This is a genomic window from Spirochaetia bacterium (assembly GCA_022482625.1).
Lineage (GTDB): Bacteria > Spirochaetota > Spirochaetia > Sphaerochaetales > Sphaerochaetaceae > Pleomorphochaeta.
The window spans coordinates 2446675-2472423 of sequence record JAKVOU010000001.1 but is presented as its reverse complement, the minus strand read 5'-3'; the positions used below and the strand labels follow the sequence as shown (position 1 = coordinate 2472423).

At 41.3% G+C, this 25749-nt stretch carries 20 protein-coding genes and 1 pseudogene; 13 read left to right on the top strand and 8 right to left on the bottom strand.

Features of this window, described 5'->3' with window-relative positions; genetic code table 11:
• Positions 1 to 189: 189 nt before the first annotated feature.
• A complete protein-coding gene (locus tag LKE40_11245) occupies positions 190 to 1443 on the top strand; it encodes an ATP-binding protein (protein ID MCH3918003.1) in 1254 nt (417 codons plus the stop codon).
• 2 nt (positions 1444 to 1445) lie between these two features.
• Positions 1446 to 1933, top strand: a pseudogene (locus tag LKE40_11240) (YoaP domain-containing protein).
• Between the two features lie 34 nt (positions 1934 to 1967).
• On the opposite strand, the gene LKE40_11235 reads toward LKE40_11240, so the two are convergent.
• From LKE40_11235 to LKE40_11205, 7 genes are all read right to left on the bottom strand, one after another.
• Positions 1968 to 2186, bottom strand: coding sequence for a hypothetical protein (locus tag LKE40_11235; protein MCH3918002.1), 219 nt, complete (start codon positions 2184 to 2186; stop codon positions 1968 to 1970).
• Between the two features lie 27 nt (positions 2187 to 2213).
• The gene (locus LKE40_11230; protein MCH3918001.1) at positions 2214 to 3563 is read right to left on the bottom strand and encodes an MATE family efflux transporter; all 1350 of its coding nucleotides are present in this window, start codon (positions 3561 to 3563) and stop codon (positions 2214 to 2216) included.
• Between the two features lie 188 nt (positions 3564 to 3751).
• Positions 3752 to 4897 (bottom strand): MFS transporter, encoded by a 1146-nt coding sequence (locus LKE40_11225; GenBank protein ID MCH3918000.1) that lies wholly within the window; start codon positions 4895 to 4897, stop codon positions 3752 to 3754.
• Entirely contained in the window at positions 4894 to 5829 is a 936-nt protein-coding gene (locus LKE40_11220; protein MCH3917999.1) for a hypothetical protein, read from the bottom strand. Before LKE40_11220 ends, LKE40_11225 begins: the two co-directional genes overlap by 4 nt.
• Before the next feature lie 279 nt (positions 5830 to 6108).
• Complete coding sequence (locus tag LKE40_11215) at positions 6109 to 6456, bottom strand: hypothetical protein (GenBank protein ID MCH3917998.1); 348 nt, start codon at positions 6454 to 6456, stop codon at positions 6109 to 6111.
• Positions 6457 to 6470: 14 nt separating this feature from the next.
• Entirely contained in the window at positions 6471 to 7688 is a 1218-nt protein-coding gene (locus tag LKE40_11210) for a cation:proton antiporter (protein ID MCH3917997.1), read from the bottom strand.
• An 18-nt stretch (positions 7689 to 7706) separates the two neighbouring features.
• On the bottom strand, positions 7707 to 8180 hold the full coding sequence (locus tag LKE40_11205) for a PTS sugar transporter subunit IIA (protein ID MCH3917996.1): 474 nt from the start codon (positions 8178 to 8180) through the stop codon (positions 7707 to 7709).
• A 155-nt stretch (positions 8181 to 8335) separates the two neighbouring features.
• On the opposite strand from LKE40_11205, the gene LKE40_11200 reads away from it, so the two are divergent.
• Together LKE40_11200 and LKE40_11195 are read left to right on the top strand one after the other, a co-directional pair.
• Entirely contained in the window at positions 8336 to 10102 is a 1767-nt protein-coding gene (locus tag LKE40_11200; protein ID MCH3917995.1) for a transposase, read from the top strand.
• Between the two features lie 201 nt (positions 10103 to 10303).
• Positions 10304 to 12070 carry a transposase gene (locus tag LKE40_11195; protein ID MCH3917994.1) on the top strand — a complete coding sequence of 589 codons (1767 nt, stop codon included), beginning with the start codon at positions 10304 to 10306 and terminating at the stop codon, positions 12068 to 12070.
• A gap of 381 nt (positions 12071 to 12451) precedes the next feature.
• Here LKE40_11195 and LKE40_11190 read toward each other — a convergent pair whose 3' ends face one another.
• A complete protein-coding gene (locus tag LKE40_11190; GenBank protein MCH3917993.1) occupies positions 12452 to 12634 on the bottom strand; it encodes a hypothetical protein in 183 nt (60 codons plus the stop codon).
• Positions 12635 to 12703: 69 nt separating this feature from the next.
• Between LKE40_11190 and LKE40_11185 the strand changes: the two genes are divergently transcribed.
• The 9 genes from LKE40_11185 to LKE40_11145 all read left to right on the top strand — a co-directional run bounded on the left by LKE40_11185 (position 12704) and on the right by LKE40_11145 (position 25674).
• Positions 12704 to 13864: a lysophospholipase gene (locus tag LKE40_11185; GenBank protein ID MCH3917992.1), complete on the top strand. Its 1161-nt coding sequence runs from the start codon at positions 12704 to 12706 to the stop codon at positions 13862 to 13864.
• Positions 13865 to 13981: 117 nt separating this feature from the next.
• Complete coding sequence (locus LKE40_11180; protein MCH3917991.1) at positions 13982 to 14731, top strand: DNA cytosine methyltransferase; 750 nt, start codon at positions 13982 to 13984, stop codon at positions 14729 to 14731.
• Positions 14652 to 15194, top strand: coding sequence for a DNA cytosine methyltransferase (locus LKE40_11175; protein ID MCH3917990.1), 543 nt, complete (start codon positions 14652 to 14654; stop codon positions 15192 to 15194). The genes LKE40_11180 and LKE40_11175 overlap by 80 nt, the downstream gene beginning before the upstream one ends.
• A complete protein-coding gene (locus tag LKE40_11170; GenBank protein MCH3917989.1) occupies positions 15187 to 17160 on the top strand; it encodes a sigma-70 family RNA polymerase sigma factor in 1974 nt (657 codons plus the stop codon). Before LKE40_11175 ends, LKE40_11170 begins: the two co-directional genes overlap by 8 nt.
• Complete coding sequence (locus LKE40_11165) at positions 17153 to 18658, top strand: ATP-binding protein (GenBank protein MCH3917988.1); 1506 nt, start codon at positions 17153 to 17155, stop codon at positions 18656 to 18658. The genes LKE40_11170 and LKE40_11165 overlap by 8 nt, the downstream gene beginning before the upstream one ends.
• The gene (locus LKE40_11160; GenBank protein MCH3917987.1) at positions 18651 to 21530 is read left to right on the top strand and encodes a Z1 domain-containing protein; all 2880 of its coding nucleotides are present in this window, start codon (positions 18651 to 18653) and stop codon (positions 21528 to 21530) included. Before LKE40_11165 ends, LKE40_11160 begins: the two co-directional genes overlap by 8 nt.
• A complete protein-coding gene (locus LKE40_11155) occupies positions 21523 to 22545 on the top strand; it encodes a PD-(D/E)XK motif protein (GenBank protein ID MCH3917986.1) in 1023 nt (340 codons plus the stop codon). Before LKE40_11160 ends, LKE40_11155 begins: the two co-directional genes overlap by 8 nt.
• Before the next feature lies 1 nt (position 22546).
• The gene (locus LKE40_11150) at positions 22547 to 24364 is read left to right on the top strand and encodes an AIPR family protein (GenBank protein MCH3917985.1); all 1818 of its coding nucleotides are present in this window, start codon (positions 22547 to 22549) and stop codon (positions 24362 to 24364) included.
• A gap of 287 nt (positions 24365 to 24651) precedes the next feature.
• Positions 24652 to 25674 (top strand): BMP family protein, encoded by a 1023-nt coding sequence (locus LKE40_11145; GenBank protein MCH3917984.1) that lies wholly within the window; start codon positions 24652 to 24654, stop codon positions 25672 to 25674.
• Positions 25675 to 25749: the final 75 nt, after the last annotated feature.

Sequence of the window (25749 nt, the reverse complement as noted above, 5' to 3'; positions counted from 1 at the left end):
AATCTTTCTTGCTCGACTTATGATACCTTCTTTTTTCCCCACCAGTTCCAAGGATATTCCCTTGCACCCTAGTAGGCACCGGATTTTCGTGATTTGCACGGAAATCCGGTAAGTTTCTATTGCAATTTAGTTCATTTAAGCTATACTGATACCGAATTTCAGTGATTTACACGGAAATTCGGAGAGTATATGGAAATCAAAAGAGATGAATATCTGGATAAGCTTATCAAGCGTGAAAAAAATACACTGGTGAAAGTTATCACAGGAATAAGGAGATGTGGCAAATCATATTTGCTATTCAAGTTATATCGTGATTATCTTATCGCCAAAGGAATAAAAGAGGATCATATTGTCCAAATTGCCCTGGATGATTTAAAAAATGAATCGCTTCGGGACAAACATGCTCTTTATGATTACATAAAGGCTCTGATAAAGGATTCTGATACTTATTATGTCTGCTTGGATGAAATCCAGTTCGTAAAAGATTTTTCTGACCTTGTCAACGGACTCAATCATATTGACAATGTAGATCTGTATGTTACTGGAAGCAACTCGAAATTTCTTTCCAGCGATATCCTTACTGAGTTACGGGGGCGCAGTGATGAGATTCGTGTATATCCTTTGAATTTTTCAGAATATTGCAGTGCCTATGACGGTTCCATATCACAAGCATGGAAGGAATATTACACGTATGGTGGGCTTCCTCTGATCCTTAGGATGGATGACGATACTACTCGGGCTGAATATCTTGATTCTCTTTTCAGAAAGGTCTATTTCAGCGATATCCTGGAACATAACAGGGTTCAGAATGAAAGCGAAGTTGAAGAGCTTGTAGATATCCTGGCTTCCTCGATAGGTTCTCTGACCAATCCAAGCAAACTTGCAAAGACGTTTCAAACGGTCAAGCATAGTAGGATTACTGATAAGACAATCAGCAGGTATATCAGTTTTTTTGAAGATGCTTTTTTGTTGGAGAAAGCCAAGCGGTATGACGTGAAAGGCAAGGCATATATTGAAACTCCGCAAAAATATTACTTTACCGATGTCGGACTGCGGAATGCCAGGTTGGGATTTCGACAACAGGAAGAAAATCATATAATGGAGAACATTATCTACAATGAGCTTAGGGTCCGAGGGTATCGGGTAGATGTCGGTATCGTGGATTTTACAGAAACCCTGCCTGGAGGTTTACGGAAACATAAGCAGCTTGAGGTAGATTTCATTGCGAATCGAGGAGGGCAGAAATACTATATTCAATCCGCTTTTGAAATGTCTTCGCAGGAAAAATTGAAGCAGGAACGCCGTCCATTGCTTGGAATCGGTGATTCATTCAAAAAGATCATTGTGGTCAAGGATGACATCAAGTTGAAGAGAGATGATGATGGTATCATCACCATGGGGATTTGGGACTTTCTTTTGAAGAAGGATAGCTTGGAGCTTTGACTTTGCATACTGCTTTTATAAACTTGACCGCAGAAAACCTTTCTTATGAACATCTATGCTGCATCATCCGCAGTAAAAAACCTCATCCAGGTGTTGAGGCAAAACGGCAATGGCTTTCTAACCAATCCTTTGCAATGACTTTGGTTTTGAAACCGTCGATGCTACTGAAAACGGATATGGACTGCTTGCACTTTCTTTTGACGGAACGACACCGAAATTTGCACGAAATGCAAAAAAAGAAAAAATCGACAGCAAAGAACTGACAATCTATTATGACATGCAATGTCCTTACATCTCTCAAAGTATTGAAAAGGTAAGGCAATACTGTGAAATGAATGATATTCCTGTATCCTTGGTTCAAGTAGATACATTGCAACAGGCAAAGGACCTGCCTTGTGTCTTCAATAACTGGGGAGTGTTCTATAAAGGAAATTTTGAGGCAGTAAACCTACTGGACCTTGCCTACTTGAAGAGAATCCTCAAAAAATGAAACTACAGCCTCGTCTTCTGATTGATTATCAGGATCATACCCCGAACAGCAGATCAAGCACTTGCTGGCTTTGGGCACAGTCAATTCCTGATCTATCAATCGGCAGGATTGCCTGATATGTTCCCCCATGTACAGGATTGCAGATGTATGGAGAATCTTTCCTGCCAGACCTATGATACCTTCTCCTTTTCCTCACCAGTTCCAAGGATATTCCCTTGAACTCTAGTAGGCACCGGATTTTCGTGATTTGCACGGGAATCCGGTGTGATCGGCAAGTCACTTACTCCGGTATCCTGTTCAGTTTCCTTTCAAGCCTGCGATAGCAGGCAAAGAAAGCCGGAATCAGGAACATATCTGCCAGTATCCAAGCAAAAGGTGAAGCATAGCAGACCGCACTGAATCCCCATACCGGCACAGCAAAAAGAGCAACAAGAATCCTCGCAACCATTTCGAAGATGCCAGAGAAAATAGCAAACCTGCTGTATCCCATGCCCTGTATCATGAAACGAAGGATATTTATCAAAGCCAAAGGGAAATAGAAGGCGCTGATAGTAACGAGGAACTGATGTGCCTCAGCTACAATCGTCTGTTCAGTCACATCAAGGAAAAGCAAGCTGAGTTTGTCACCGAAGCGAAGCATGACAAGAAAAGCAAAGATGGAATAGACCAGTCCTATCACGGAACTGCCTCCGACTCCTGACTTGAGCCTCTCCAGTTTGTTTGCACCGGTATTCTGTCCACCGTAGGTAGCCATGGTCGTTCCAAGGGAATCAAACGGGGTACAGAAAAACATGGAAATCCTGGAAGCAGCGGTAACAGCCGCTACAGCACCGGAACCAAGAGAGTTTACGGATGCCTGCAGAATGACGCTTCCGATAGCTGTAATTGAGTACTGAAGTCCCATCGGAACCCCTACCCCGCACAATGTCTTGAAATGATAAGGACGCAACTTCTTGTCATCAATGGAAAATACAAGGACATCAAACTTATGCAACATGAAAACAAAGCAAGCAATCCCCGATACTCCTTGGCTGATCACCGTAGCCAAGGCAGCTCCTGCAACCCCAAGCCCCAGTACCAGGATAAAGAACAAGTCCAAACCGATATTCAGCAAAGATGCCAAGATAAGGAACAATACCGGAGTCCGACTGTCTCCAAGCGCCCTGATGATGCTTGAAACCATGTTGTAGAGAATGATCAAGGGAATTCCCCAGAAAATGATGCGGATATAAGCAACCGCATCATCAATGATATCTGCCGGCGTCAGCATCATCTCAAGAATCGGGCGACAGAAAATAACCGTGAGTATTGTCATCACGATTGCAAATACTATGGACAGGTAGCCGGAATTAACCACATACTGACGCATCGTCCGATAGTCCTTGGCTCCGAACTTCTGTGCAACGGGAATTGAAAAACCACCACACAGTCCCATGCAGAATCCGATGATCAGGAAATTGACAGCTCCTGTTGACCCGACGGCAGCAAGTGCCTCCACTCCAAGGCTCTTACCGACTATCAAAGTATCCACCACACTGTAAAACTGCTGAAACAGATACCCAAGCAACGCAGGGAAAGCAAATCCCAGAATAAGCGGCAAAGGTTTTCCTTCAGTCAAATCTTTTGTCATTATAGACCTCACCCCAGATATAAAACCTGAAATACACAACCGGTCATATTGGCAGAGACCATCTACCGAAACTTACGGACGGATTACTGCAGAACATATATTTTTTTTCCAGAAAAGCCAAGTCCCAAACAAAGAAAACACATCATTTCCCGTAAAGTTTTAAAAAACAGGTAGACAGTCCCTATAACTCAGATAAGAATCGGCTTCGAATGTTCCACTATCCATGTACAGGCCAACATACAGAGAAGACAGACCAAACCGATAATCGGAAGCATCCGGAAACCTACCCGTACAGATATGATACCTATGACAGGAGGCATTATTGAAGATCCGACATAGGCAGTGGCCATCTGCAGCCCTATTACCCTAGGAGAATCCACAGCCCCATAACGGCGCGGCGTACGGTGAATCATCGAAGGATAAAGTGGAGCCATACCAAGACCTATCAGAAAAACAAAAGTCAAAGCAACATACAGAGCAGAGACAAACAGGAAACCTATTGTTGCCAAAAGTGCAAGCAGAATACCGATATAAATCATACGGACTACACCTACCGTATCAGAAACAAGCCCAGAAAGGAATCTGCCACCGGTAATGCCAATAAACAGGACAGAAGTAGCCTTTGCAGCAAAGACAGGATCCGCACCAAGTACCTTGACAAAATAAGTCGCAATCCACAGGATACTCCCCGTTTCATAGGAACAATAGAAAAAGAAAGCCAGACAAGCCAAAGGTATGGTCTTGGAATTCCTTTCTGCAACCTGCAAGACTTCTCCCCTAACTTCACACTGTTGGTTTCTTTTCCATAACGGCATAGAAACAAACTGTACGGCAGCAAGGCAAAGTTGGATGGAAGCGATAGTCCTGTATCCTGCCTGCCAGCTCCCCTTTGCAAGGAATGCTGACAAAATCAACGGCCCTATCGAAGCGCCAAGTCCCCAACAGCAATGAAGGAACGACATATGCCGTGCCTTGTAATGGACTGCGACATAGTTGTTGAGAGCGGAATCAATGGCACCGGCACCAAGTCCAAGCACGAGAGAAATGGGTAACAGGAACCAAAAGGAAGGAACAATGGAATAACCGAACAGTGCCAAAGACGTCAACAGTGTAGAAAAGGCAATCGTTTTGCCAGTTCCCACGTGTTTGAAAAGCCACATGGCACTCAAAGCTGAGACGACAGTTCCTCCCGACACAATAAAGCTTAGTATTCCGGCATAACTTACGGGAACAGACAGGCTCAGATGAAGCGAGGGCCAGATTGCACCCAATAGGCTATCAGGAAGTCCAAGGCTGATGAAAGACAAATATATGATGATCAACAGGACAGTCATCTGAAAAACTCCTCAAGACCTAGGGCGGCAAGCCCTGCAAGATAATCTTCTTCCATAGAAGAAATAAATTCGATGCTACCCAATTGCCTGTCACTAAGCGAAGCCCTGAACAAAGCTTCCTCTGCTTGGTCAGGACGCTGTACATAGACTATCAGACGACTGGGATTCAAAAGGAAAGCAATGGCTCTGACAAGCACTGACAATGAAGCTGCCCTATCTTCAGGCCTATACCACTGGCAATCAGGCAAAAGTGCATCTACTTCACCGGCTAGCCCCGCAAATCCCCTGAAGATATGTCCATGTATGCAGATACCGACACCAGGGGCATCACCGTCCGGTACATACATACCGACACAGACATCATCGGTACCTGCATGTGTATATACCATTGCATTGATATCGTTTTCGACAATGGTCCTTACAGGAAAATTGCCAAGGTCCCAGCCTATGAGGCTAGAGCAATCACATCTTGTAATCTTCCCATCAGTACAGACACCGGGAATACCAAAGACAACAAGGGAAAGAGCAGGATACTGTTGCTTGAAATCCGTAACAAGCTGCAACAGGAATGCCGGTACATCCGCAGGGCATATCCACTGTCTTTCTTCAGCAAGGCAAGTACCCAGCAGGTCCAACAATCTGAGATCAATCACATTTTTTTCTTTCCGACGGTACAAGGCAAGTACCAACGTCAATGAAAAAGCTCCATTGAGTCGGTAACATCGGGCAGGACGCCCTTTCTGTCCTGCTGCAGAAGGAATTTCCACGACTTCTCCAGAGCCCAAGAAGTCATTAAGAAGCGCATGGACAGTCACGACGGAAACTTCCGTCTTGGCAGCCAATTGTGCAACTGTCAGCGACTTGCCGTTCCGCAATACCTGCCGAAGTTTCTTGCAGTTGCATTCACGGACTAATTTCATGTCAGTCTGCATACCCAACCTCTTTTTTAAACCCTCTTTAATATATATGTTTTCTCAATACCCGTCAATAGGAAATCACCTTCAGGCACAGTAAGCTCTGGCGGCTTTCGACTAGTAAAGTCTACTTCTGTACAAATAAAAAAATTGCCCCGACAGGTCAACCTGCACTCAGGGCAATCAAACAGGAAATACTTCCTGCACTTCAAAAGGCTTCTGGCAAAACAACAAGGAACTGAAACAGAACGACAAAATAACCAGAACTATCCAGTTTCCTTGCCATAACCATTGTGGTTACTTTTTCTTCAGTCCTTTCTCCTGATCAAAGTACAACCCAAGCGGTACTACGAAAAGATCCAGGATGTCTTCTTCCTTGACAGGAATGCCACCGGCTTCAAGATTGGAAAGCAGTTCCGCTGCATCATCAGGCGAATCAATAGGCGCAAGAATAATCAGCTTCTCTCCTTCATGGCTATCACCACCTTGGAAAAAGCCCGTAAAAAGGCTGAATTCACTTCCCAGTTCGTGGCTTAGGTTCTCAGCATCAAGTGTCGATGCTTTGGTGATACCTACACTCTGAAGAGCAAGGAATACGTCTTCTTTATAATCTACTTTGGACAATGCAATAATCAACAGGTTCATAGTATTTCCTCCCCCTATGCATCGTGTTCAGTACCATTGTTTGTTTCCCCAGCCTTCGTCAACGCAAGGCGGGTCAACATGGGACCTACTATTTCGGTAATAATTGTTGTAAACAGAAGTACATTTATAATGGTATTTGCCAAAGCAACTCCTGTTGCACCAAACCTAGGCATGGTAAACTTCTTGTTGATTGCCAATGCCAAAGCCAAGGCAACGCCAACCTGCGGGAAAAGAGCAAAGCCGACATAACCACGTACTTTCTTCGGAGCTTTTCCAAGGATTGCTCCAAGTGTTGCACCACCCATCTTGCCTGCACTTCTGGCAAAGAAGTAACAAAGCCCCAGTATACCAATCTTGCTGATCAGACCGATATTGAGATGAGCACCCCCAAGGATGAAGAAAGCTGTAAGGAAAAGGGGAGAAAAAGCTGATACAATATTCTCACTTTTCTTACTCAATGTAGGTGTAGTGTTCACAACGACCATGGCAAACGTCATGATTGACAGCAATTCAGAAACATCAAGCAATTCGCTTACTCCAAGCAAGGCAAAAAGAAAAGCTGCAAGCAACAAGGTGATGCTGTCATTGTTCTTGACGTTGTGCAGGATCAGCCGATACAGAAGGGCTGAAACGAATCCCAGCCCCAATGCCATGCAGATTGCAAGAAGGGCAGAGCCAAGCATGGCTGGTACCGAAACGGAAGCACCTACAAGATTTGCACTTACGAATCCTTCTACAAAGACATAAATGATAAGAGCTGCAGCATCATCCAAGCCGACGACGGCCAGGATAGTAGAGGTCAATGGCCCCTTTGCCTTGTACTGCTTGATTACTGCAACCGTTGCCGCAGGCGCGGTGGCAGAAGCAACAGCGCCAAGCAACAATGCTGTATTGGAATCAGCCTTATAAATGAAACGAAGCACAAGCAGTACCACTACAAATGCCCCAAGGCTTTCAAAAGTAACGATTGCAAAGATACTTTTACCAAGACGTTTGATCACATCAAGCTTAAGTTCGATGCCGATGGTAAATGCTATCAGGCTCAAGGCGATAGTCGACAGTGAACTGAGAGCCGTCAGTACTTCAGGTGTAAGCAGTTTTACTACGGAATTTCCAAGGATGACACCAAGCAAAACGTATCCTGTTACTTCAGGAATCTTAATTGCGTTGGAAACCAATTTGATGCAATAGCCTGCACCAAAAATAGCAGCGAGATATAAAAAAGTTTGCATATATACCGTTTCCTGATTCTATAGTCCGGCGAATGCGGCAAGTACTGACTTGGCATCCTGAGCCTTCAAAAGGGATTCTCTTCGTGTTTTATTCTTGATGACAAGCGTAATCTTCGAAAGAATCTTGAGATAATCAGTCTGTCTGCCGGAGGGACCCCCGATCAGGAATATAAGGCGAACTGTCTGGCCTTCTCCTCCACCCCAATCACTATCATGGGAAAGGATGGTCGGAATAACGAAAAATTCAGGAATACCGGGCATTTTTGCATGTGGGATGGCAACTTGCCAACCGATATCGGTACTCATCAAAGCCTCACGTTCAAGAAGGGCTTTCTTGAAAGCGTGTTCATCGGGAACGAGGCCTAAGCGGGCCGCATGTGCTACCATGGATGCAAGCACTTCATTTTTGTCAGTACTGTCCAAAAACAGCACAGAAGGTTCGGAAAGGTAATCGGTTATCTGCATGATTTTCTCCATTCGGACCTCAAGCATAAAATTTATACACATTTTTGTAAATCAGAGTTTTGCAATACAGGTTTAGTATGAATTGCTGAAAACCATGTAATATCCTTGTCTGATTGCAGTTATGTGCCTTGAATCTTTTCTTTATTTGTATTAAACTTTAGTACATATAAAGGAGGCCAGGCATGGGCAGGAAGAAGGATCCGAACGCAAAGTACCGGATGAAGGCATTCCGTTCAAACGGCCATAGGTATGCGATAACCACAGATCCCAAAATCAACAGGAAGGGCATCCGTGTCCCCGACATCACCGTCTGGGGCAAGCTTGACGAACCCTTCCTCTTCATCCCCAACATCCGCTTCAGGCTTCTTTCTTCCGATGAGAAGGAAAGGTTCCTCTTCCCCGAGGCATGGGACCTGTCCCGCCGGTATGACCGTACAGGGGTTCCCGACGACGGTCCCCCATACGAGGGTGAGGATCGGTACCTGCTCTACGGCGACAGCCTCATGCTTGACCTGCTTGCCTGCGACTGCGGGCTGAAGGAGGATCTCGAGACCGTCTTCGGTCGCGGGCGTACCGCCGAGATCCTCACCATCGCCTACTTCCGGCTCATCTACGGACGCAGCTGCAGCAGGCTCGAGTCGTCGTCAAAAACCCAGTGGTATCCTTCCGCAGGGATCGACTCCAGCAGGATAACGAGGCTGTCGCAGTCGGTCACCAAGGAGCAGGCCGACCGGTTCATGGCACTCCGCACCTCACGCGAGGGCGGGGCTGCCGACTGGTTCGGGATAGACAGCACCAGCATATCCAGCCATGCAAGGGACCTGGCGGATTCCCGATGGGGGAAGAACAAGGAACACGACCTCGCAAGGCAGGTGGGGCTGCTTGTCATGTACGACATGGAAACCGGCCTTCCCGCCCATTACCGGAAGCTTCCCGGAAACATCCCCGACTCCAGGACGCTGAGGCTATTGCTGGAGGAACTCAAGAGTGCGGGATTCAGTGACTACGGCCTCATCCTGGACAGGGCGTATCTCAGCAAGGAAAACCTGGATCTCCTCGTGCCGGAGGGGATCAGGGCCATATTCATGGCGAAGACCGGTGACGCAAAGATCACGAAATGCATCGGAGAGGCCCTTTCCGAAAGCGGGAGCATCACGGCCAGGGGAGTGTTCCTCAGGGACCACGACTGCTATGCCAAGGATTACGAGTACCCCTATTGCTACAGGGAAAACGAAGGGAAAGGCCATGGGACGTCGGTTCCGCAGAGGCTCTGTCTCTTCTTCGATCCCGAGGCCAGAGGCGCAGAGGACAAGGCGCTCACCGTGGAGCTGCTTGACGAGGAGGAGAGCCTCCTCGGTCACCTGGAGGGCGGCCCGGCGCCGGATGAGAGGCTCCTGAAGAAATTCCGCAGGCACTTTGCCGTCGAGACCGATGGTGACGGGACGGTCATCTCCTGCTCGAGGGACGAGGAGAAGATTGCGGGATGCAGGAAACGCTGCGGGTTCTTCGCGATCGTCTGCACGAACATGGATGCACGGGAGTATCCGCTTGGGTGGGTCCTTTCCAAATACCGGATGCGGGATTCCCAGGAGAAGGCTTTCATGTATCTGAAGGGCTGGCAGGGAGGAAGGAGGCTCCGGACCTGGACGGAGCCCAGTACCGACGGAAGGGTCTTCTTCCAGTTCGTCGCACTCATCCTCAACTGTTACCTCCATGCCCGCTATTTCTCCACGAGCGATGGTTTCAGGAAGCGGTTCGCGACTCCGTGGGACGTACTTGACGAGATGCGGTCTGTCAGGCTTGTCCAGCTCAGGGGCAGGTCCCCGAAGGTCTCGGAGTTCGTCGGGAAGCAGGTGGACATCTTCGACGAGTTCGGGCTGGAGATCCCCAAGGGTTCAAGGCCCGGTTCCAGGAAGAAGCCGAAAACAAGCGGTAAAAAGAAGGATTGAGGGATTTGTACTAAACCTGCATTGCAAAACTCTGATGTAAAGGATAATAAAGGTAGTACTTCATTAAATATCAGAGTTTTGCAATACAGGTTTAGTATGAATTGCTGAAAACCATGTAATATCCTTGTCTGATTGCAGTTATGTGCCTTGAATCTTTTCTTTATTTGTATTAAACTTTAGTACATATAAAGGAGGCCAGGCATGGGCAGGAAGAAGGATCCGAACGCAAAGTACCGGATGAAGGCATTCCGTTCAAACGGCCATAGGTATGCGATAACCACAGATCCCAAAATCAACAGGAAGGGCATCCGTGTCCCCGACATCACCGTCTGGGGCAAGCTTGACGAACCCTTCCTCTTCATCCCCAACATCCGCTTCAGGCTTCTTTCTTCCGATGAGAAGGAAAGGTTCCTCTTCCCCGAGGCATGGGACCTGTCCCGCCGGTATGACCGTACAGGGGTTCCCGACGACGGTCCCCCATACGAGGGTGAGGATCGGTACCTGCTCTACGGCGACAGCCTCATGCTTGACCTGCTTGCCTGCGACTGCGGGCTGAAGGAGGATCTCGAGACCGTCTTCGGTCGCGGGCGTACCGCCGAGATCCTCACCATCGCCTACTTCCGGCTCATCTACGGACGCAGCTGCAGCAGGCTCGAGTCGTCGTCAAAAACCCAGTGGTATCCTTCCGCAGGGATCGACTCCAGCAGGATAACGAGGCTGTCGCAGTCGGTCACCAAGGAGCAGGCCGACCGGTTCATGGCACTCCGCACCTCACGCGAGGGCGGGGCTGCCGACTGGTTCGGGATAGACAGCACCAGCATATCCAGCCATGCAAGGGACCTGGCGGATTCCCGATGGGGGAAGAACAAGGAACACGACCTCGCAAGGCAGGTGGGGCTGCTTGTCATGTACGACATGGAAACCGGCCTTCCCGCCCATTACCGGAAGCTTCCCGGAAACATCCCCGACTCCAGGACGCTGAGGCTATTGCTGGAGGAACTCAAGAGTGCGGGATTCAGTGACTACGGCCTCATCCTGGACAGGGCGTATCTCAGCAAGGAAAACCTGGATCTCCTCGTGCCGGAGGGGATCAGGGCCATATTCATGGCGAAGACCGGTGACGCAAAGATCACGAAATGCATCGGAGAGGCCCTTTCCGAAAGCGGGAGCATCACGGCCAGGGGAGTGTTCCTCAGGGACCACGACTGCTATGCCAAGGATTACGAGTACCCCTATTGCTACAGGGAAAACGAAGGGAAAGGCCATGGGACGTCGGTTCCGCAGAGGCTCTGTCTCTTCTTCGATCCCGAGGCCAGAGGCGCAGAGGACAAGGCGCTCACCGTGGAGCTGCTTGACGAGGAGGAGAGCCTCCTCGGTCACCTGGAGGGCGGCCCGGCGCCGGATGAGAGGCTCCTGAAGAAATTCCGCAGGCACTTTGCCGTCGAGACCGATGGTGACGGGACGGTCATCTCCTGCTCGAGGGACGAGGAGAAGATTGCGGGATGCAGGAAACGCTGCGGGTTCTTCGCGATCGTCTGCACGAACATGGATGCACGGGAGTATCCGCTTGGGTGGGTCCTTTCCAAATACCGGATGCGGGATTCCCAGGAGAAGGCTTTCATGTATCTGAAGGGCTGGCAGGGAGGAAGGAGGCTCCGGACCTGGACGGAGCCCAGTACCGACGGAAGGGTCTTCTTCCAGTTCGTCGCACTCATCCTCAACTGTTACCTCCATGCCCGCTATTTCTCCACGAGCGATGGTTTCAGGAAGCGGTTCGCGACTCCGTGGGACGTACTTGACGAGATGCGGTCTGTCAGGCTTGTCCAGCTCAGGGGCAGGTCCCCGAAGGTCTCGGAGTTCGTCGGGAAGCAGGTGGACATCTTCGACGAGTTCGGGCTGGAGATCCCCAAGGGTTCAAGGCCCGGTTCCAGGAAGAAGCCGAAAACAAGCGGTAAAAAGAAGGATTGAGGGATTTGTACTAAACCTGCATTGCAAAACTCTGATTAAATAATTACGCTAATTAGCGAAACTACATTCATTTTCTTTCAATAATAAAACATAAACTACACATATTTCACACAATATCCAATCACTTGATTTTCTATCAGTTTGTACGCTAATCCATAGGACACACGCATATAGACCTATCCTCCAAGGAAGCTTCCCCAGATACTGACAGCAACAGAAAACAGCTACCCCTTGCTGATAAAGCTGACATACCAAAAAACCAAACATTTCTCAAACAATCGTTTCATAAGTAAAGACTTAACAAACAGATTACTTAAAGTCAAGTTCTTACGAAAAAATCTATATCAAGCTCGCGCTACCGCTTTTAAGATAAACATTTTTCTATATCTTTGCCAGTTTTTTCCACTGGGCATCCATGGAATGCATCAAAGCAATCTGTGTCCTTGCACGCTCAAGGTTATGTCCTTCATGGTCAATATGATAATAGATATCTCCGGCAAGGTAATCAGTAAGGAAGCGAACCGCCATTATCTGAGTGGTAATCCTGCCGCTTTCAGCAATCATGTCCGTTTCCTCTGCAGTAAGGAATTTATCGACTTGACGGTAGCTACATGCCCTCCTATCATTGGACTCATGAAAAAACGGTGGGTCTTGTTGCTTTTTTCTCTGATGGTGTCTTCTGTCCTGTATGCAGGAACCGATGGCTCCAAGGAAGCCTGTCCTTCTGACCAGATACTCAAGATTACTGCATACGATGGCGTTACATTCCTCGGAAGGTTACGCCTGCCAGCGGAACGTCCGGTCAAGAAACTGGTAATCTACGTCAATGGTTCCGGTCCGAATACCTACGATAACAAACGGTCTTTGGGCGACGGGACTGTATTTTCCTATTTCGATCTGTTTGCTGAAAAATGCAATGACGAGGGCACAGGTTTCTTCAGCTATGATACCCGTGGAGTCACTCCTTCCGACCAGCCACCTACATTCTCCACCATAGACCAAAAGCTATACCAGACCTATCGTCCGACCAATGAAATCCAAGATATAGAAACTATCATCAGGACTCTCCAGGCCATTCCCTGCCTGCACTCAGCAAAAATCATCCTCCTTGGATGGAGCTGCGGTACCATGGTCGCTGCGGAAGTAGCACTGAAAAAGAAAGTCCAGGTAGATGCACTTATCTTGGCTGGATATATGAACGACACGATGGATGAAACGATCACATGGCAGAACAGCGGCATACCAAGCATGATGTTCTATCGTCGGTACTTTGATGCTGACAAGGACGGGACCGTTTCCGCAAAGGAATTTTCGGATGATCCATACCATATCCTCCCTGCCTTAGGCATGGACATGGACCATGATTTCGAAAAACTGGATACGAACAAGGATGGCAAGCTTGATGCTGCCGATTTTGCCCTGATGCTTGCTCCTTATCTTGCCCAGTTGAAAGAGGCAATCGATACAGGGAACGATGAGTGGATTGCTACGCATTACGGTGTCCGTCTGACCTCCGGCTGGTTCATGGACTATCGGAACCATATGCCTGCAAACCGTGAAGTCCTCCCCCGACTTGATATACCCATCTATATTTTCCAAGGAACCGAGGACAGGAATGTTCCCATGCAAGGGGCCTTGGATATCAAGGATACGTTCAAGGAACTTGGGAAAACAAACCTTGTCGTCCATGTTTTCCCCGGTCATGACCACGACTTGAACTATATGACGTATCCCCTTGGCAAAGGCCTTTCAGAAGGATTCCAGGAAATATTCCGGACTATTGGAAAACTGTGAACAAGATAATTCTAAAGAATTCTCAAGATTGACATAATTTAGTCAATGTATCTTTCTTAGAAAGAAAATATCAGTTATAATGAGGTAACTTTGTATTATACTAAAATAACAAATAAAATGAAATTTGATGAAATTGTTACAACAATAAAAAATAAATGCGATATAAAAGATGAAATACTTCCAGAACTTCCTGCGATTGTATCAAGTGCTCTTCATTTACGTTCTATAAAGCCACCCTTAATTTCTCAAAAATTATGGCAAGAAATTAAAATAATTATTCAATCAATTGATTATGAAAAAGAACCAGTACCTTATCCTTTAAACAAACACAATGCATTTACATTTATAGATCTTTTTGCTGGTATAGGGGGCTTTCGTCAAGCCTTTCAGAATGTCGGAGGTCGTTGTGTATTTTCTTCAGAATGGGATGAAAAAGCAAAAAAAACTTATAATGATAATTATGGAATTATTCCATATGGAAACATTCGAAATATTCCAGCAAGAGAAATCCCTAATCATGATGTCCTTTGCGGAGGTTTTCCTTGCCAACCCTTTTCTATTGCCGGTGTATCAAAAAAAGAATCTATGCATAGGCCTCATGGCTTTGATGACCCAACACAAGGAACGCTCTTTTTTGAAATCAAACGTATCTTAGCAGAAAAAAGACCGAAAATGTTTATGCTTGAAAATGTAAAAAACATTTTATCCCATAATAATGGTAAAACAATCCAAGTAATCAAAGACTCTTTTGAAGAACTTGGTTATCTGTACTCCATTACAGTAGTCGATGCTTCTGCTTGGGTTCCCCAGCAAAGGAAAAGAGTTTTTTTTCGTCGGATGGGATCCAAAACAAATAGCTTTAAGTGAATTCTCAATACCTATAGTACCAAACAACCAAAAATATGAAGTACCCCAATTACGAGATATTATTGACTTGACATGCCAAGACAAACAATTGTCTTTAGGCACTTGGAAAGCTTTACAAAACCATAAGCAAAAACACAAAACAAGAAATAATGGTTTTGGGTATTGTCTTTTACCCTATCCTATCCCAGAAGGACAAAAAGCATGGACAATCTCTGCACGTTATTATAAAGATGGGGCAGATTGTCTTGTAAATTTAGGCAAAAATGTTACTCCTCGCAAATTGTTGTTAACAGAAATCATGCAATTAATGGGATATGATCCTAAATGTTTTATAATGAAAGAAGGTATTGGTTGCTCTTACAGACAGTTAGGAAATAGCGTAGTTATTCCTGCCATTCAGGAAACAGCAACAAAGATACAAGCAATTATTACTTCAAATAAGAGAGAGAAAATAGGTGAATAATTCTTCTTGGTCTCCCTTTTTATTTATTGCAATCAGGCATAAAGACCTAGAAAAAATCCAAGAAGTCATTGAAAATAGTGATATAGATATAAATCAGAAAAACAAAAGGGGTATGACACCTTTAATGGTAGCCGCTATGACTGACGATGCACAGGTTTGTGCATATTTATTGAATCATGGTGCTGACATCAATATTTTAAACCAAGAAGGAAAAACTGCTTGTGATTATGCTTTTTCACCTCTTGTCAAGGCAGCACTTCTTTCTACCCCGCTCCAAAACACCAATAATGATGCAAATGATTTACCCTTTGATTTTGAACCAGAAGAAGAGCCAATAATAAAAAAGCAGGATGCAGACCTTATTTCCCAATTGGTCGAAGAAAATAAAACCCTTTCTTGTGACATCCCTGTAAATTTTGATAATTTAGAAATTGACTGGAATTTTGAAGAACTTGAACTACCGCAATTGGGTTATCCTAAAGAAATAGTTACAATACTTAGAAAAGGATTAAGAAAAGGTTTTGTATCTTCAAAAGATTTTGCAATCATGCAAAATTGCAGTCAAGAAAATTGTTATAAAACATTAATGATTTTATATGAAATGGGAATCCCACATGATGATACACTTGAAAAAATTATATCAAAGTGGAACCCAAATAGCTCAGATTTTTTATATGAAGATTTACATGATACAATTCTTGAAGAAGAAGTAAAAAATAAGTCCCGCGAAAATAGACAGTTATTTCTTACAAACAATGAAGAGAATTTTATTCAAGAAAGCATCGATTCAAAAACAATTGATACACAACCCATGTACATTTGTATTAATCAAATTCATAAAAAATTACAAAAGAAAGGATATAACCTAACTATAAACAAAGATAAAAAAAGGGTCACCGAAAAACTTTTCAATGATAGGAAAAAGATTCGTTCCCAATTGCTCGATTATGTAGAAACAAATGACTGTGTATGGTTAGCTGTAAAAGAAAAAATTTCTTTCATATTATTATCTATTTCAAAAGGAAATAATATTGGCTCAAATTTTAAGGTATCATCCTTTTTCATTAATTCGTTAAATTTTGACAAAAAGGCTTTGGAAATTTTCATAGACAAACAAGAAACCTTTTCTTCCTTTAAAAATGGAGGTCCTACTGCTTTATTCTGGGAAGTACTCATAGAGTCATCAGATTTCCATAATAAAGAAATATTTATGCAAATACATCAACTGATACAAAAACTTCAAGAAACAGATGAATTAATTATGATGATTAACATTCATTTAGTTTACTGGCGCACATCTAGTTATGCTTCCACATATAGGGATGATTTATTTCAAATAGGTATCCAAGGATTATACCGTGCAATAGAAAAATTTGATTTAAATAATAATGCAAGTTTTGCGACCTATGCAATTATCTGGATTGACCAAGTACAAAGAAGAGCCTTAGATGAAAATAACTATAATGATTCCCAAACAGTAAGTTTTCCCGTACATTTTGGTATTCTATTATATCAATTCAAAAAATATTTGAAAAATAAAAATCCGACAAAAAAAACAATTGACCTAGCAGCATCTAAATTTTGCAAAAAACATTCATTATCGCCCATAGCCTCTCAATTACTTAGTTTATATTACTCTGACTTTATTTCTTATGAGGATATTGCACCAGACAAGTTATCTGACAATAGGAAAATGGAAAGACAAATCATCTCAGATTTGGATAAAAACATATTGCATACAATTGAAAAAAAACTCCTTGCGGTGTATGACAAAAGAAACATTGTTAATTTACGATATGGACTTGATACTACTAAAGAAGAAACACTTGAAGAAATAGGACAAACATTTAATGTAACACGGGAACGAATTCGTCAAATACAACAAAAAGTAGAGAATAAAATGGGTGTAAATCATAAGTTAATAGGATATTTTATTGATTGGTCAGGAGATGAAAAGCGTGAATGAACAAAAAATAGAAATTATTCCACCTTTGTCTTTTATGCTCTATGCATTACGAGGAATCGGATATTCTCTTGAGACGGCAATTGCAGATCTAATTGATAACAGTATCGCTGCAAATGCAAAAAACATCGATGTTTCTTTCGTTTGGGGAAGAAACAATGGCTTTGAACCTTCCGTCCAAATACTTGATGATGGAAATGGAATGGATGCAGAAGAGTTAATTAGTGCTTTGAATTTTTCACAAAAGGAAATAACGGCACTACGTAATCCAAATGACTTAGGACGATTTGGGCTTGGGTTAAAATTAGCTTCATTCTCACAATGTAAAATTCTGTCTGTCGTTTCAAAGAAAAACGGAAAAACTCATTGTTTTCGCTGGGACCTAGAATCTTTAAAGAATAGCAAGGAATTATTTATTTTTGAAGGAACGACTCCCCTTGTCGATAGTTGCCTAGTAAAATTAAAAGGAAAAGAATCAGGAACAATAGTAATATGGGAAAATCTTGATAAAATCATTACCAAAAGCACAACCTATGACACGTTTATGAAAAAAGAAAATTCTGTAAAATCTCATCTTGCAATGGTTTTTCATAGATTCCTTGAAGACCATAATTTTAAACTAACAGTACACGGTAATTCAGTATCGCCTTGGTCACCTTTTCCTAGACAGAATCCTGCAGCACGATATTTTCCAGAAGAAAAAATCGGAATTGGTAAAAAAGTCCTTGTAAGAGGTTGCATTTTACCTCCTCATGAAAATGTGGCAACCCCAGAACTCTATCAAATAATGGGTGGAGAGAAAGGATGGATTTCTCAGGAAGGATTTTATATCTATCGCAATAGACGACTCCTTGTTGCTGGGAGTTGGTTAGGTTTAGGAAATCCTCGTTGGATTCAAGAAGAAGCCTATTCATTAGCAAGAATTCAATTAGATATAAAAACTTCTGATGATTTTGCTTGGAAAATTGATGTAAAGAAATCTATGGCATTTCCACCTGAGGATTGCACCTTTACTTTAGAGAAAATTGGAACAGATATACGAGAACAAGCAAAAAAGACATATTTACACCGTGGCAAATATAGTAAGAATGATGATACTGTTTCTGTAAAGGACTATAACCCTTGGATAAAAAGGAATAATTCTTATTTCATTAATAATGAAAGCCCCTTTATAAAAAATTGTTTTGCTAAATTGTCAAATCCTGATAAAGAAGTAGTAAAACAACTTTTACAAGTTATTGAATTTTCCGTTCCTGTACGACAAATAATGATTAGTGAATCAGAAAAGAATAATGGTATTTCTACTACCATTTTCGACAAGCAAAAAGATGAAAAAATCTCAGCAATTGTAGATTTGCTAAAAGTTTGGATGAAAAACAACAATTGTGATATTGTTGAAGCAGCAAAAAAACTTTCTCAATTTGAATTACTTTATGATTACCCAGACCAGATAGAAAAGGCAATTGCTTTATTTAAACAAGGTGAGGAAAACAATGACTGAAAATGAGACGAAAATTTGTCAGAGCATTGAAATTTTATATCAAAAAGAATTAGCCAATGACCCATCGATAGGAGACATCCAAAAATGGATAGATTATTTTAATGCGTTTTTTACGCCAACTGACAATCGTAGTAACGTAACCAGTGAGTTAATTAAAGTTGCAGGAATATGGTCGAGAAAAGAAATGATATTCAAGGATAACACCGACCATGTTGATTGGGAAATTCCTTCCAATTTGGCGCTTTGGGAAAGATATAAAAAATACTTAGGTCGTTCTCTGAGACCAACAGACATCACGTCAATTGACAAATCAACATCAGAAATTCTTTCTCTCCTAGAAAATCCTTCTCGCCCTGATTGCTGGAATAGAAGAGGCCTTGTAGTAGGCAATGTCCAATCTGGCAAAACTGCAAATTATATTGGACTGATTTGTAAAGCAGCAGATGTTGGCTATCGTGTAATCATTGTTTTAGCAGGATTGACAAACAGCTTACGGGAACAGACACAAATTCGCCTTGAAGAAGGTTTTTTAGGTTACTCTACAGATGGTTTTGATACAGACGATACTATAAAAGTGATAGGTGTTGGAAAAGAAAATCCTGTAGATCGTGACCATACTCCTCAATATGTAACTATTCGTGGAGACCATGGCGATTTTAATCGAAAAATTGCAAAAAATATGGGCATAGCTTCTCACCAACCATTACTTTTAGTAGTAAAAAAGAATGTATCTGTGTTAGGTAGTTTACTTAAATGGCTAAAAAGAAATTATATTACCGATTGCGAAAAAGATACAAACCGCCCTGTTTGTTCAGATTCTCCTCTATTAATGATTGATGATGAATCTGACAGTGCTTCTGTTGATACGGGAGAAGGTGCAATTGATGAAGAAGGAGAACCAAATTCAGAATATAATCCTAAAAGAATTAATTCATTAATTAGGCAGCTACTCTACTTCTTTACTAAATCGGCTTATGTTGGTTACACAGCAACACCATTTGCAAATATTTTTATTCACGAAAAGGGAACAACCAAAAAAGAAGGTCCAGATTTGTTCCCACAGTCATTTATTGTTCCATTAGAACATAATGATGTTTATTTTGGCCCCGAAAAACTTTTAGGAACTCATAATGAAAGAACCGGAGAACGTAACAATTCTTTAATAGCACCTATTGTACGCAACATAAATGATACATATACTTTAAATGTCCCCAGAGGATCACTAGAATATCAAAAAAAAGATTGGCTACCTTTAGGACATAAATCAGATTGGGTTCCAAATAAGCAAAATACAGTTTCTGGCCTACCTAAGTCCTTGGAAGATGCTATTTTATCTTTTTATCTTGTTTGTACTCAGAGATATCTTCGTGGACAGGGAAACAAACATTGTTCAATGCTTATCCATGTTTCAAGATATCAAAAAGTACAAAAAGAAATATTAACCGTTGTTTCTAATTTCGATAACTATTGTAAAATTAGGCTAATTAACAATGATGGCGATGGACTTATTGAATTATTAAACAGATTACAAACAATATGGGAAGAAGACTTTGTTAAAAACTGGATACAATACAATCAAGAACTAGGTGCCGAAACTTCTTCTATAGCATCTTGGAAACAGATACAACAAAATCTTCCTCTTGTAATGGGAAACATTGCAAATCCCAAGTTGTTAAATGGAAATTCCTCCGATGTATTGGATTATGAAAAGGAAAAAGATAGGGGCTTAAAAGTAATTGCACTAGGTGGTGATAAATTTTCAAGGGGTCTTACTCTAGAGGGGCTTACTATAAGTTATTTCATTAGGACTTCTAACACTTTTGATACCCTCATGCAAATGGGAAGATGGTTTGGTTATAGGCCACAATATCTTGATTTATGTCGGATATATACTACAAATGATTTGATAGACTCTTATTGCAAGATTACAGATGCAACACAAGAACTTCAGGAGGAATTTGCTATTCTATTTGATGCTACAGGAAAAGGTACTCCAAAAGAATATGGACTTAAAGTTAGAAATTATAGTAAATTAAGAGCAACTTCAACTGCAAAAGCAAAACATACCTATAACCTAGAAGTTGATTTTGAAGGAAAGATGATACAGACTATTTTGTTCTCTTCTGATAAAGAAAAACAAAATCACAATTGGGAAATAACAAAACAATTTATCCAAACATTACCAAATAACCCTGAAATTAATCCATGTAGAGATTTTAGAAAGTGGAATGCTGCCCTTTGGAGAAACATACCCTTAGAAAAGGTTGCTACATTTTTAAAAAATTATCAACTTCACCCTAACTCAGTGGCAATTAATCCATTAGCGATTTTAAAGTTTCTTAAAGATTCTGAGAAATCAGGCTTTACAAATCTATGGAACATTGCCATTATCGGAGTAGCTGATCAAACAAGAAAAGAAACAAATCTATTCCCTGGAATAAAATTCAGCAGAAGGACCCTAGATAATCCTAAAGAAGATACTTTAAGTATTAAAGTCTTAACTAACTCATGGGATGAATTTATTGATTTCAATAAAAAAGAATATGACGAGGCAAAAGCTTATACAAAAAAGATTGATCAGCAAATTCAAAAAGAAAGAAAACCAGGAAGCATTTCCGGTGCTGCAGCCCGATATATAAGAACTCAAAATGATAATGAAGATATCAACAAGTGTCTTCTGCTTATCTATCCATTTATACCAATGGACGGAAACAATGAACCTCAGCTCGTTGGTTTTGCCATTGTAATGCCAAATTACCGTACTCCTAATAAATACAAACATACCTATTCTGTAAATCATATATTCTATGAGCAATACATCCATTCTTTGACTGAAACAAATGAAAGTGAGGAAAATACAATTAATGAATAGCTTTAGAGAACAAATTATACAGGGTTGGTACTCAATACAACAAAAGAAGTTACAAGAACCTGGATATTATCATATTCGTTTAGAAACAGGAAAACTTTATGAAATTCGATGTGGAATAAATTTCCCCCAGTCAAAGCCTACAATTTTTATTGGAATTCTAAAGGGATTAGCTTTTTCTACTTTTTCAGACCAAAGAACAATGTCAGAATCAAGTGGCATGACTATTTTGCCTATATCAGCTGAAAATTTCGACAAAAATTATGTTTGGCTTGCTATGATATGTAAAAACGAAGATGTAGAAAGTATTTTTTTGAATGTTGTTGAAGATTTATATAAATTCCTCAAAGAATGCGACAATGTAACCAGCAGTTATCATCTTTCTATTTTATTACTAAGTCGTATAAAGGAATGGCAACATTTTTTTGCTTTTGATATCTCCAATAGATTATCTTTCGAACAACAATTAGGTTTATGGGGGGAATTAACTATCATAAACAAATTATTTACATTCGACTTAGACGTTTCTTCTATAGTAAACGGATGGCAAGGTCCAAATCATAGTTCAAAAGATTTTTTATTTGACAAATTTGCAATTGAAGTAAAAACAAATATAAAAGGAAAGAAAAAAATCCAAATCAGTTCAATCGAACAATTGGATTCATCCGATACTCCACAATTATTTCTTGCATTGGTGATAGTTACAATTAGTAAACTAGGAAAATCTTTGCCAGAAATAATTCAAGAAACAAGAAATTTAATTAAAGAAAATGCTGAAGTAGAAGCTAAATTTGAAAATTTATTATTAAAAATAGGTTATATTGATTTATATACAAATGAATATTCTGAAAGGTTTTCACTAGAAGATATTAAATTATATCCAATTAATGAATATTTTCCCCGTATCACAGGTGAAAACACAATGGCTGGAATCGAATCAGCAAAATATGAAATAAAATTAACAGAAAATCTTAAATATTTACCATTTACGATGCAAAATTTAAATTGGAAGGAATAATATGGCTATTGATTTTGAAACTTTCTTAAAAGAACAAAGAGAAGAACTAGCGCAACGTCGTAATGAGATGATGATTTCTACTTCTTCTCCATACCCTTACCAGCAAGTTATATATTGCGAAATGGCTGCTAATTACTTATCTGAAAATGGAGCTTTGGTTGGAGATTTTAAAGACTGTTATTATGAAGGTAATTATAGAAATAAAAAAATTAAAATTTTTGGATATGCATTAGATGATGATGAAGATATTTCCAAGGGAATAGATATTATTACTTGCATTTATCGTGATAGCACTGGAAATATAATTCAACTAACAAATCAAGAAATTCAAAAAGAGGTTACGGCTGCTTATTATTTTATTGCCTGTAGTCTAGACAATACGAGCAATTTTGTAAGTCAGTTAACAAAAGGAACGTCAGAATCAGACTTGGCCATGATTTTCAGAGAATATGGAAATGAATGTAAAAATATTAGAATTACAGTAATTACCAACTGTGTTTCAAAAATTAAAAGTTTTGCCACACAGAAAGCTGAAAATATTGAAATCTCAATAAATATTTTTGATTCAGATTTATGGTATAAACAATCAATTGAAGGAAAACCTCAGGATTCTATTATTATTGATTTTGAAAAACTATTAGGATCCGGACTTCCTTGTGTTTATGTTCCCCGTTCAAAAGATGATGAATATGATTATGCTTTGACTGCAATTCCAGGAAATGTGATTTATTCAATCTACAGTAAATACAGAGATCAGTTACTTGAAGCAAATGTTCGATCATTTTTAAGTACAAAAAGAGTGGTTAATTCTGGCATTAAAGATACTCTCACAACCACGCCGAGACGTTTCATGGCATATAATAACGGATTGGTTATTGTCGCAGATAAGGCAATAATACAAAACAATCAAAGGGGTGTCATTCTATTACAATTACATGCAGCCCAAATCGTTAATGGAGGACAAACTACAGCGTCAATATATTTCTCAAAAAGAGACAATGATGCAATCCAATTAAATGAAGTCCGCGTTGCCGCCAAAATTATTATTTTTAATTCAAAAGAACGGGATGAAGAAGATAATAGTTTCGTATCAAATGTCTCAAGATATTCCAATTTACAGAATGCCATAAAGAAATCAGACTTTGAGGCACATGCATTGTTTCATATTAATTTTGAAAAAGTACTTAAAACTATTACCTGTCCAGATGGTAATGGCAAATGGTTCTATGAAAGAGCTGCAGGTAGTTTCAATACATATTTAAATTTTACTGCAAAATCTCCATATGAACGCCGTAGAATCCTATCAAAAATAATTCCACCATCTCGAAGAATCCAGAAAAAAACTGATTTGTCCATGTGTATTGCAACATGGGATGGGAAACCTAAATTTGCTGCATTAGGTGGCGAAAAATGTCTTGTTGCCATGAAAAACTATTTAAATGATGAGTCGAAAAAAATTGATCCTCAATATGTGAAAGACCGATTAGCACAATATATAGTATATCGAAAAAGTTTTTATCTTTTAAAAGGTAATATCTGTCCCCAAAGCCCAAGTGGAGTAAGAATTGCTTTACTTTCAATTATCAGTGAAAAATATAAAGATAGACTTAATTTAAAAATGGTTTGGGATAATCAGCAAATATCCGATAGTTTTATTGATCAAATAAAAATATGGGGTAAAGAAGTTTATGATTTTCTATTTAGCCATGCAAATGGTAAATCTCTAGGAGAATATGCAAAAACAGAAATATGTTGGACAACATTAAAAAGAGAATTCATCCTTTCTGAACCAATAAAAATGATTCCAGAATTACCATAAAAAATTTTCAACTATGAAGACAAACAATCATTTTGTTTAAAATCAAAAAGAAAAAGTGGTCTGGTTTAATTGGTTTTCTTGGCAAATCATATCAAGAAAACCGAAGATTTAATTTGACAGGATTACCATCTCATTTTACGATAAGTCAAGGAAAAACCAAATATTACGTGAATATCGATATAAAGAAAGCGAATACTTGACGGAAAGATAAAACTTGGACATACTGTTTTTCAAAACAATGGCGTTTTTCCAAGAGGGAAAAACGTCTTTTTTTTTGGAGGAATACAATGAAAAAACTAGCTGTCATCATGACTGTTGCATGCATTGCAATCGGCAGTCTGTTTGCCAACGGGACGCAGGAAACTACGACTACCGCAACAACAGGGAAAAAAGCTATCGGAGATTTGAAGATTGCCTTGCTCCTTCCTGGCCCCATCAATGACCAGAGCTGGAATGCAACCAACTATGCGGGCCTTGAAGCCTGCAACAAGCAACTGGGCACCCACATGGAATACATCGAAAATGTCCAGGCTTCTGACTTTGAATCGACTTTCAGGAACTATGCTGAAAGAGGCTATGACCTGGTCATGGCTGCAGGCACACAGTTCGATGAAGCAGCCAACAAAGTTGCAAAGGATTATCCTGATACCACATTCTGTGTCGTAAACGGCTTGCAGTCAGACGGCGCAAACGTAGCTCCGGTCTATCCAAAGGAGTATGAAGCCAGCTATATTGCGGCTTTGATCGCCGGAGACGTTACCAAGGACGGACAGTTCGCAACCATCGGCGGTTTCCCCAACAAGCTGATGAAACAGCTGCTCGATGTCTATGAACAGGTTGCCGTAGAAAAAGCCAAGGCAAGAGGTATTGCCGACGCTTCAGCTACCAGAGCCTTTGCAAACAGCTGGGATGACGTAGCACTGGGCAAACAGATGGCTGAAACCATGATAGACAAAGGAGCTGATACCCTGTTCGTCTATGCCAACCAGGTCGGCCTCGGTTCCATCCAGGCAGCCAAGGAGAAAGGCGTAAAGTTCATCGGGTTCTCCGGCAATCAGAATGATGTAGCCCCCGGTACTGTCGTTGCTTCCGTTGTCTATGATTTCAAGACATTGTACATCTGGGCTGTCCAGCAGTACTATGATGGCACACTGACAGGTGGCAAAGTCCATGAAGCCGGTATCAACGAAGGAATCTTCAATCCGGTATACACCGATCAGATCACAGATGCTACCAAGAAGGATGTAGAAGCCGGCATTGCCGATTTCAAAGCAGGAAAAGTTGACTTGAAGGCTATGTTCAAAGAATAAAGCATTGAGCCATTTTCCAGCGGTCTGGCCGGCTTTGCCGGCCAGATTGTCATCTCAATAACAAACATTGCATGG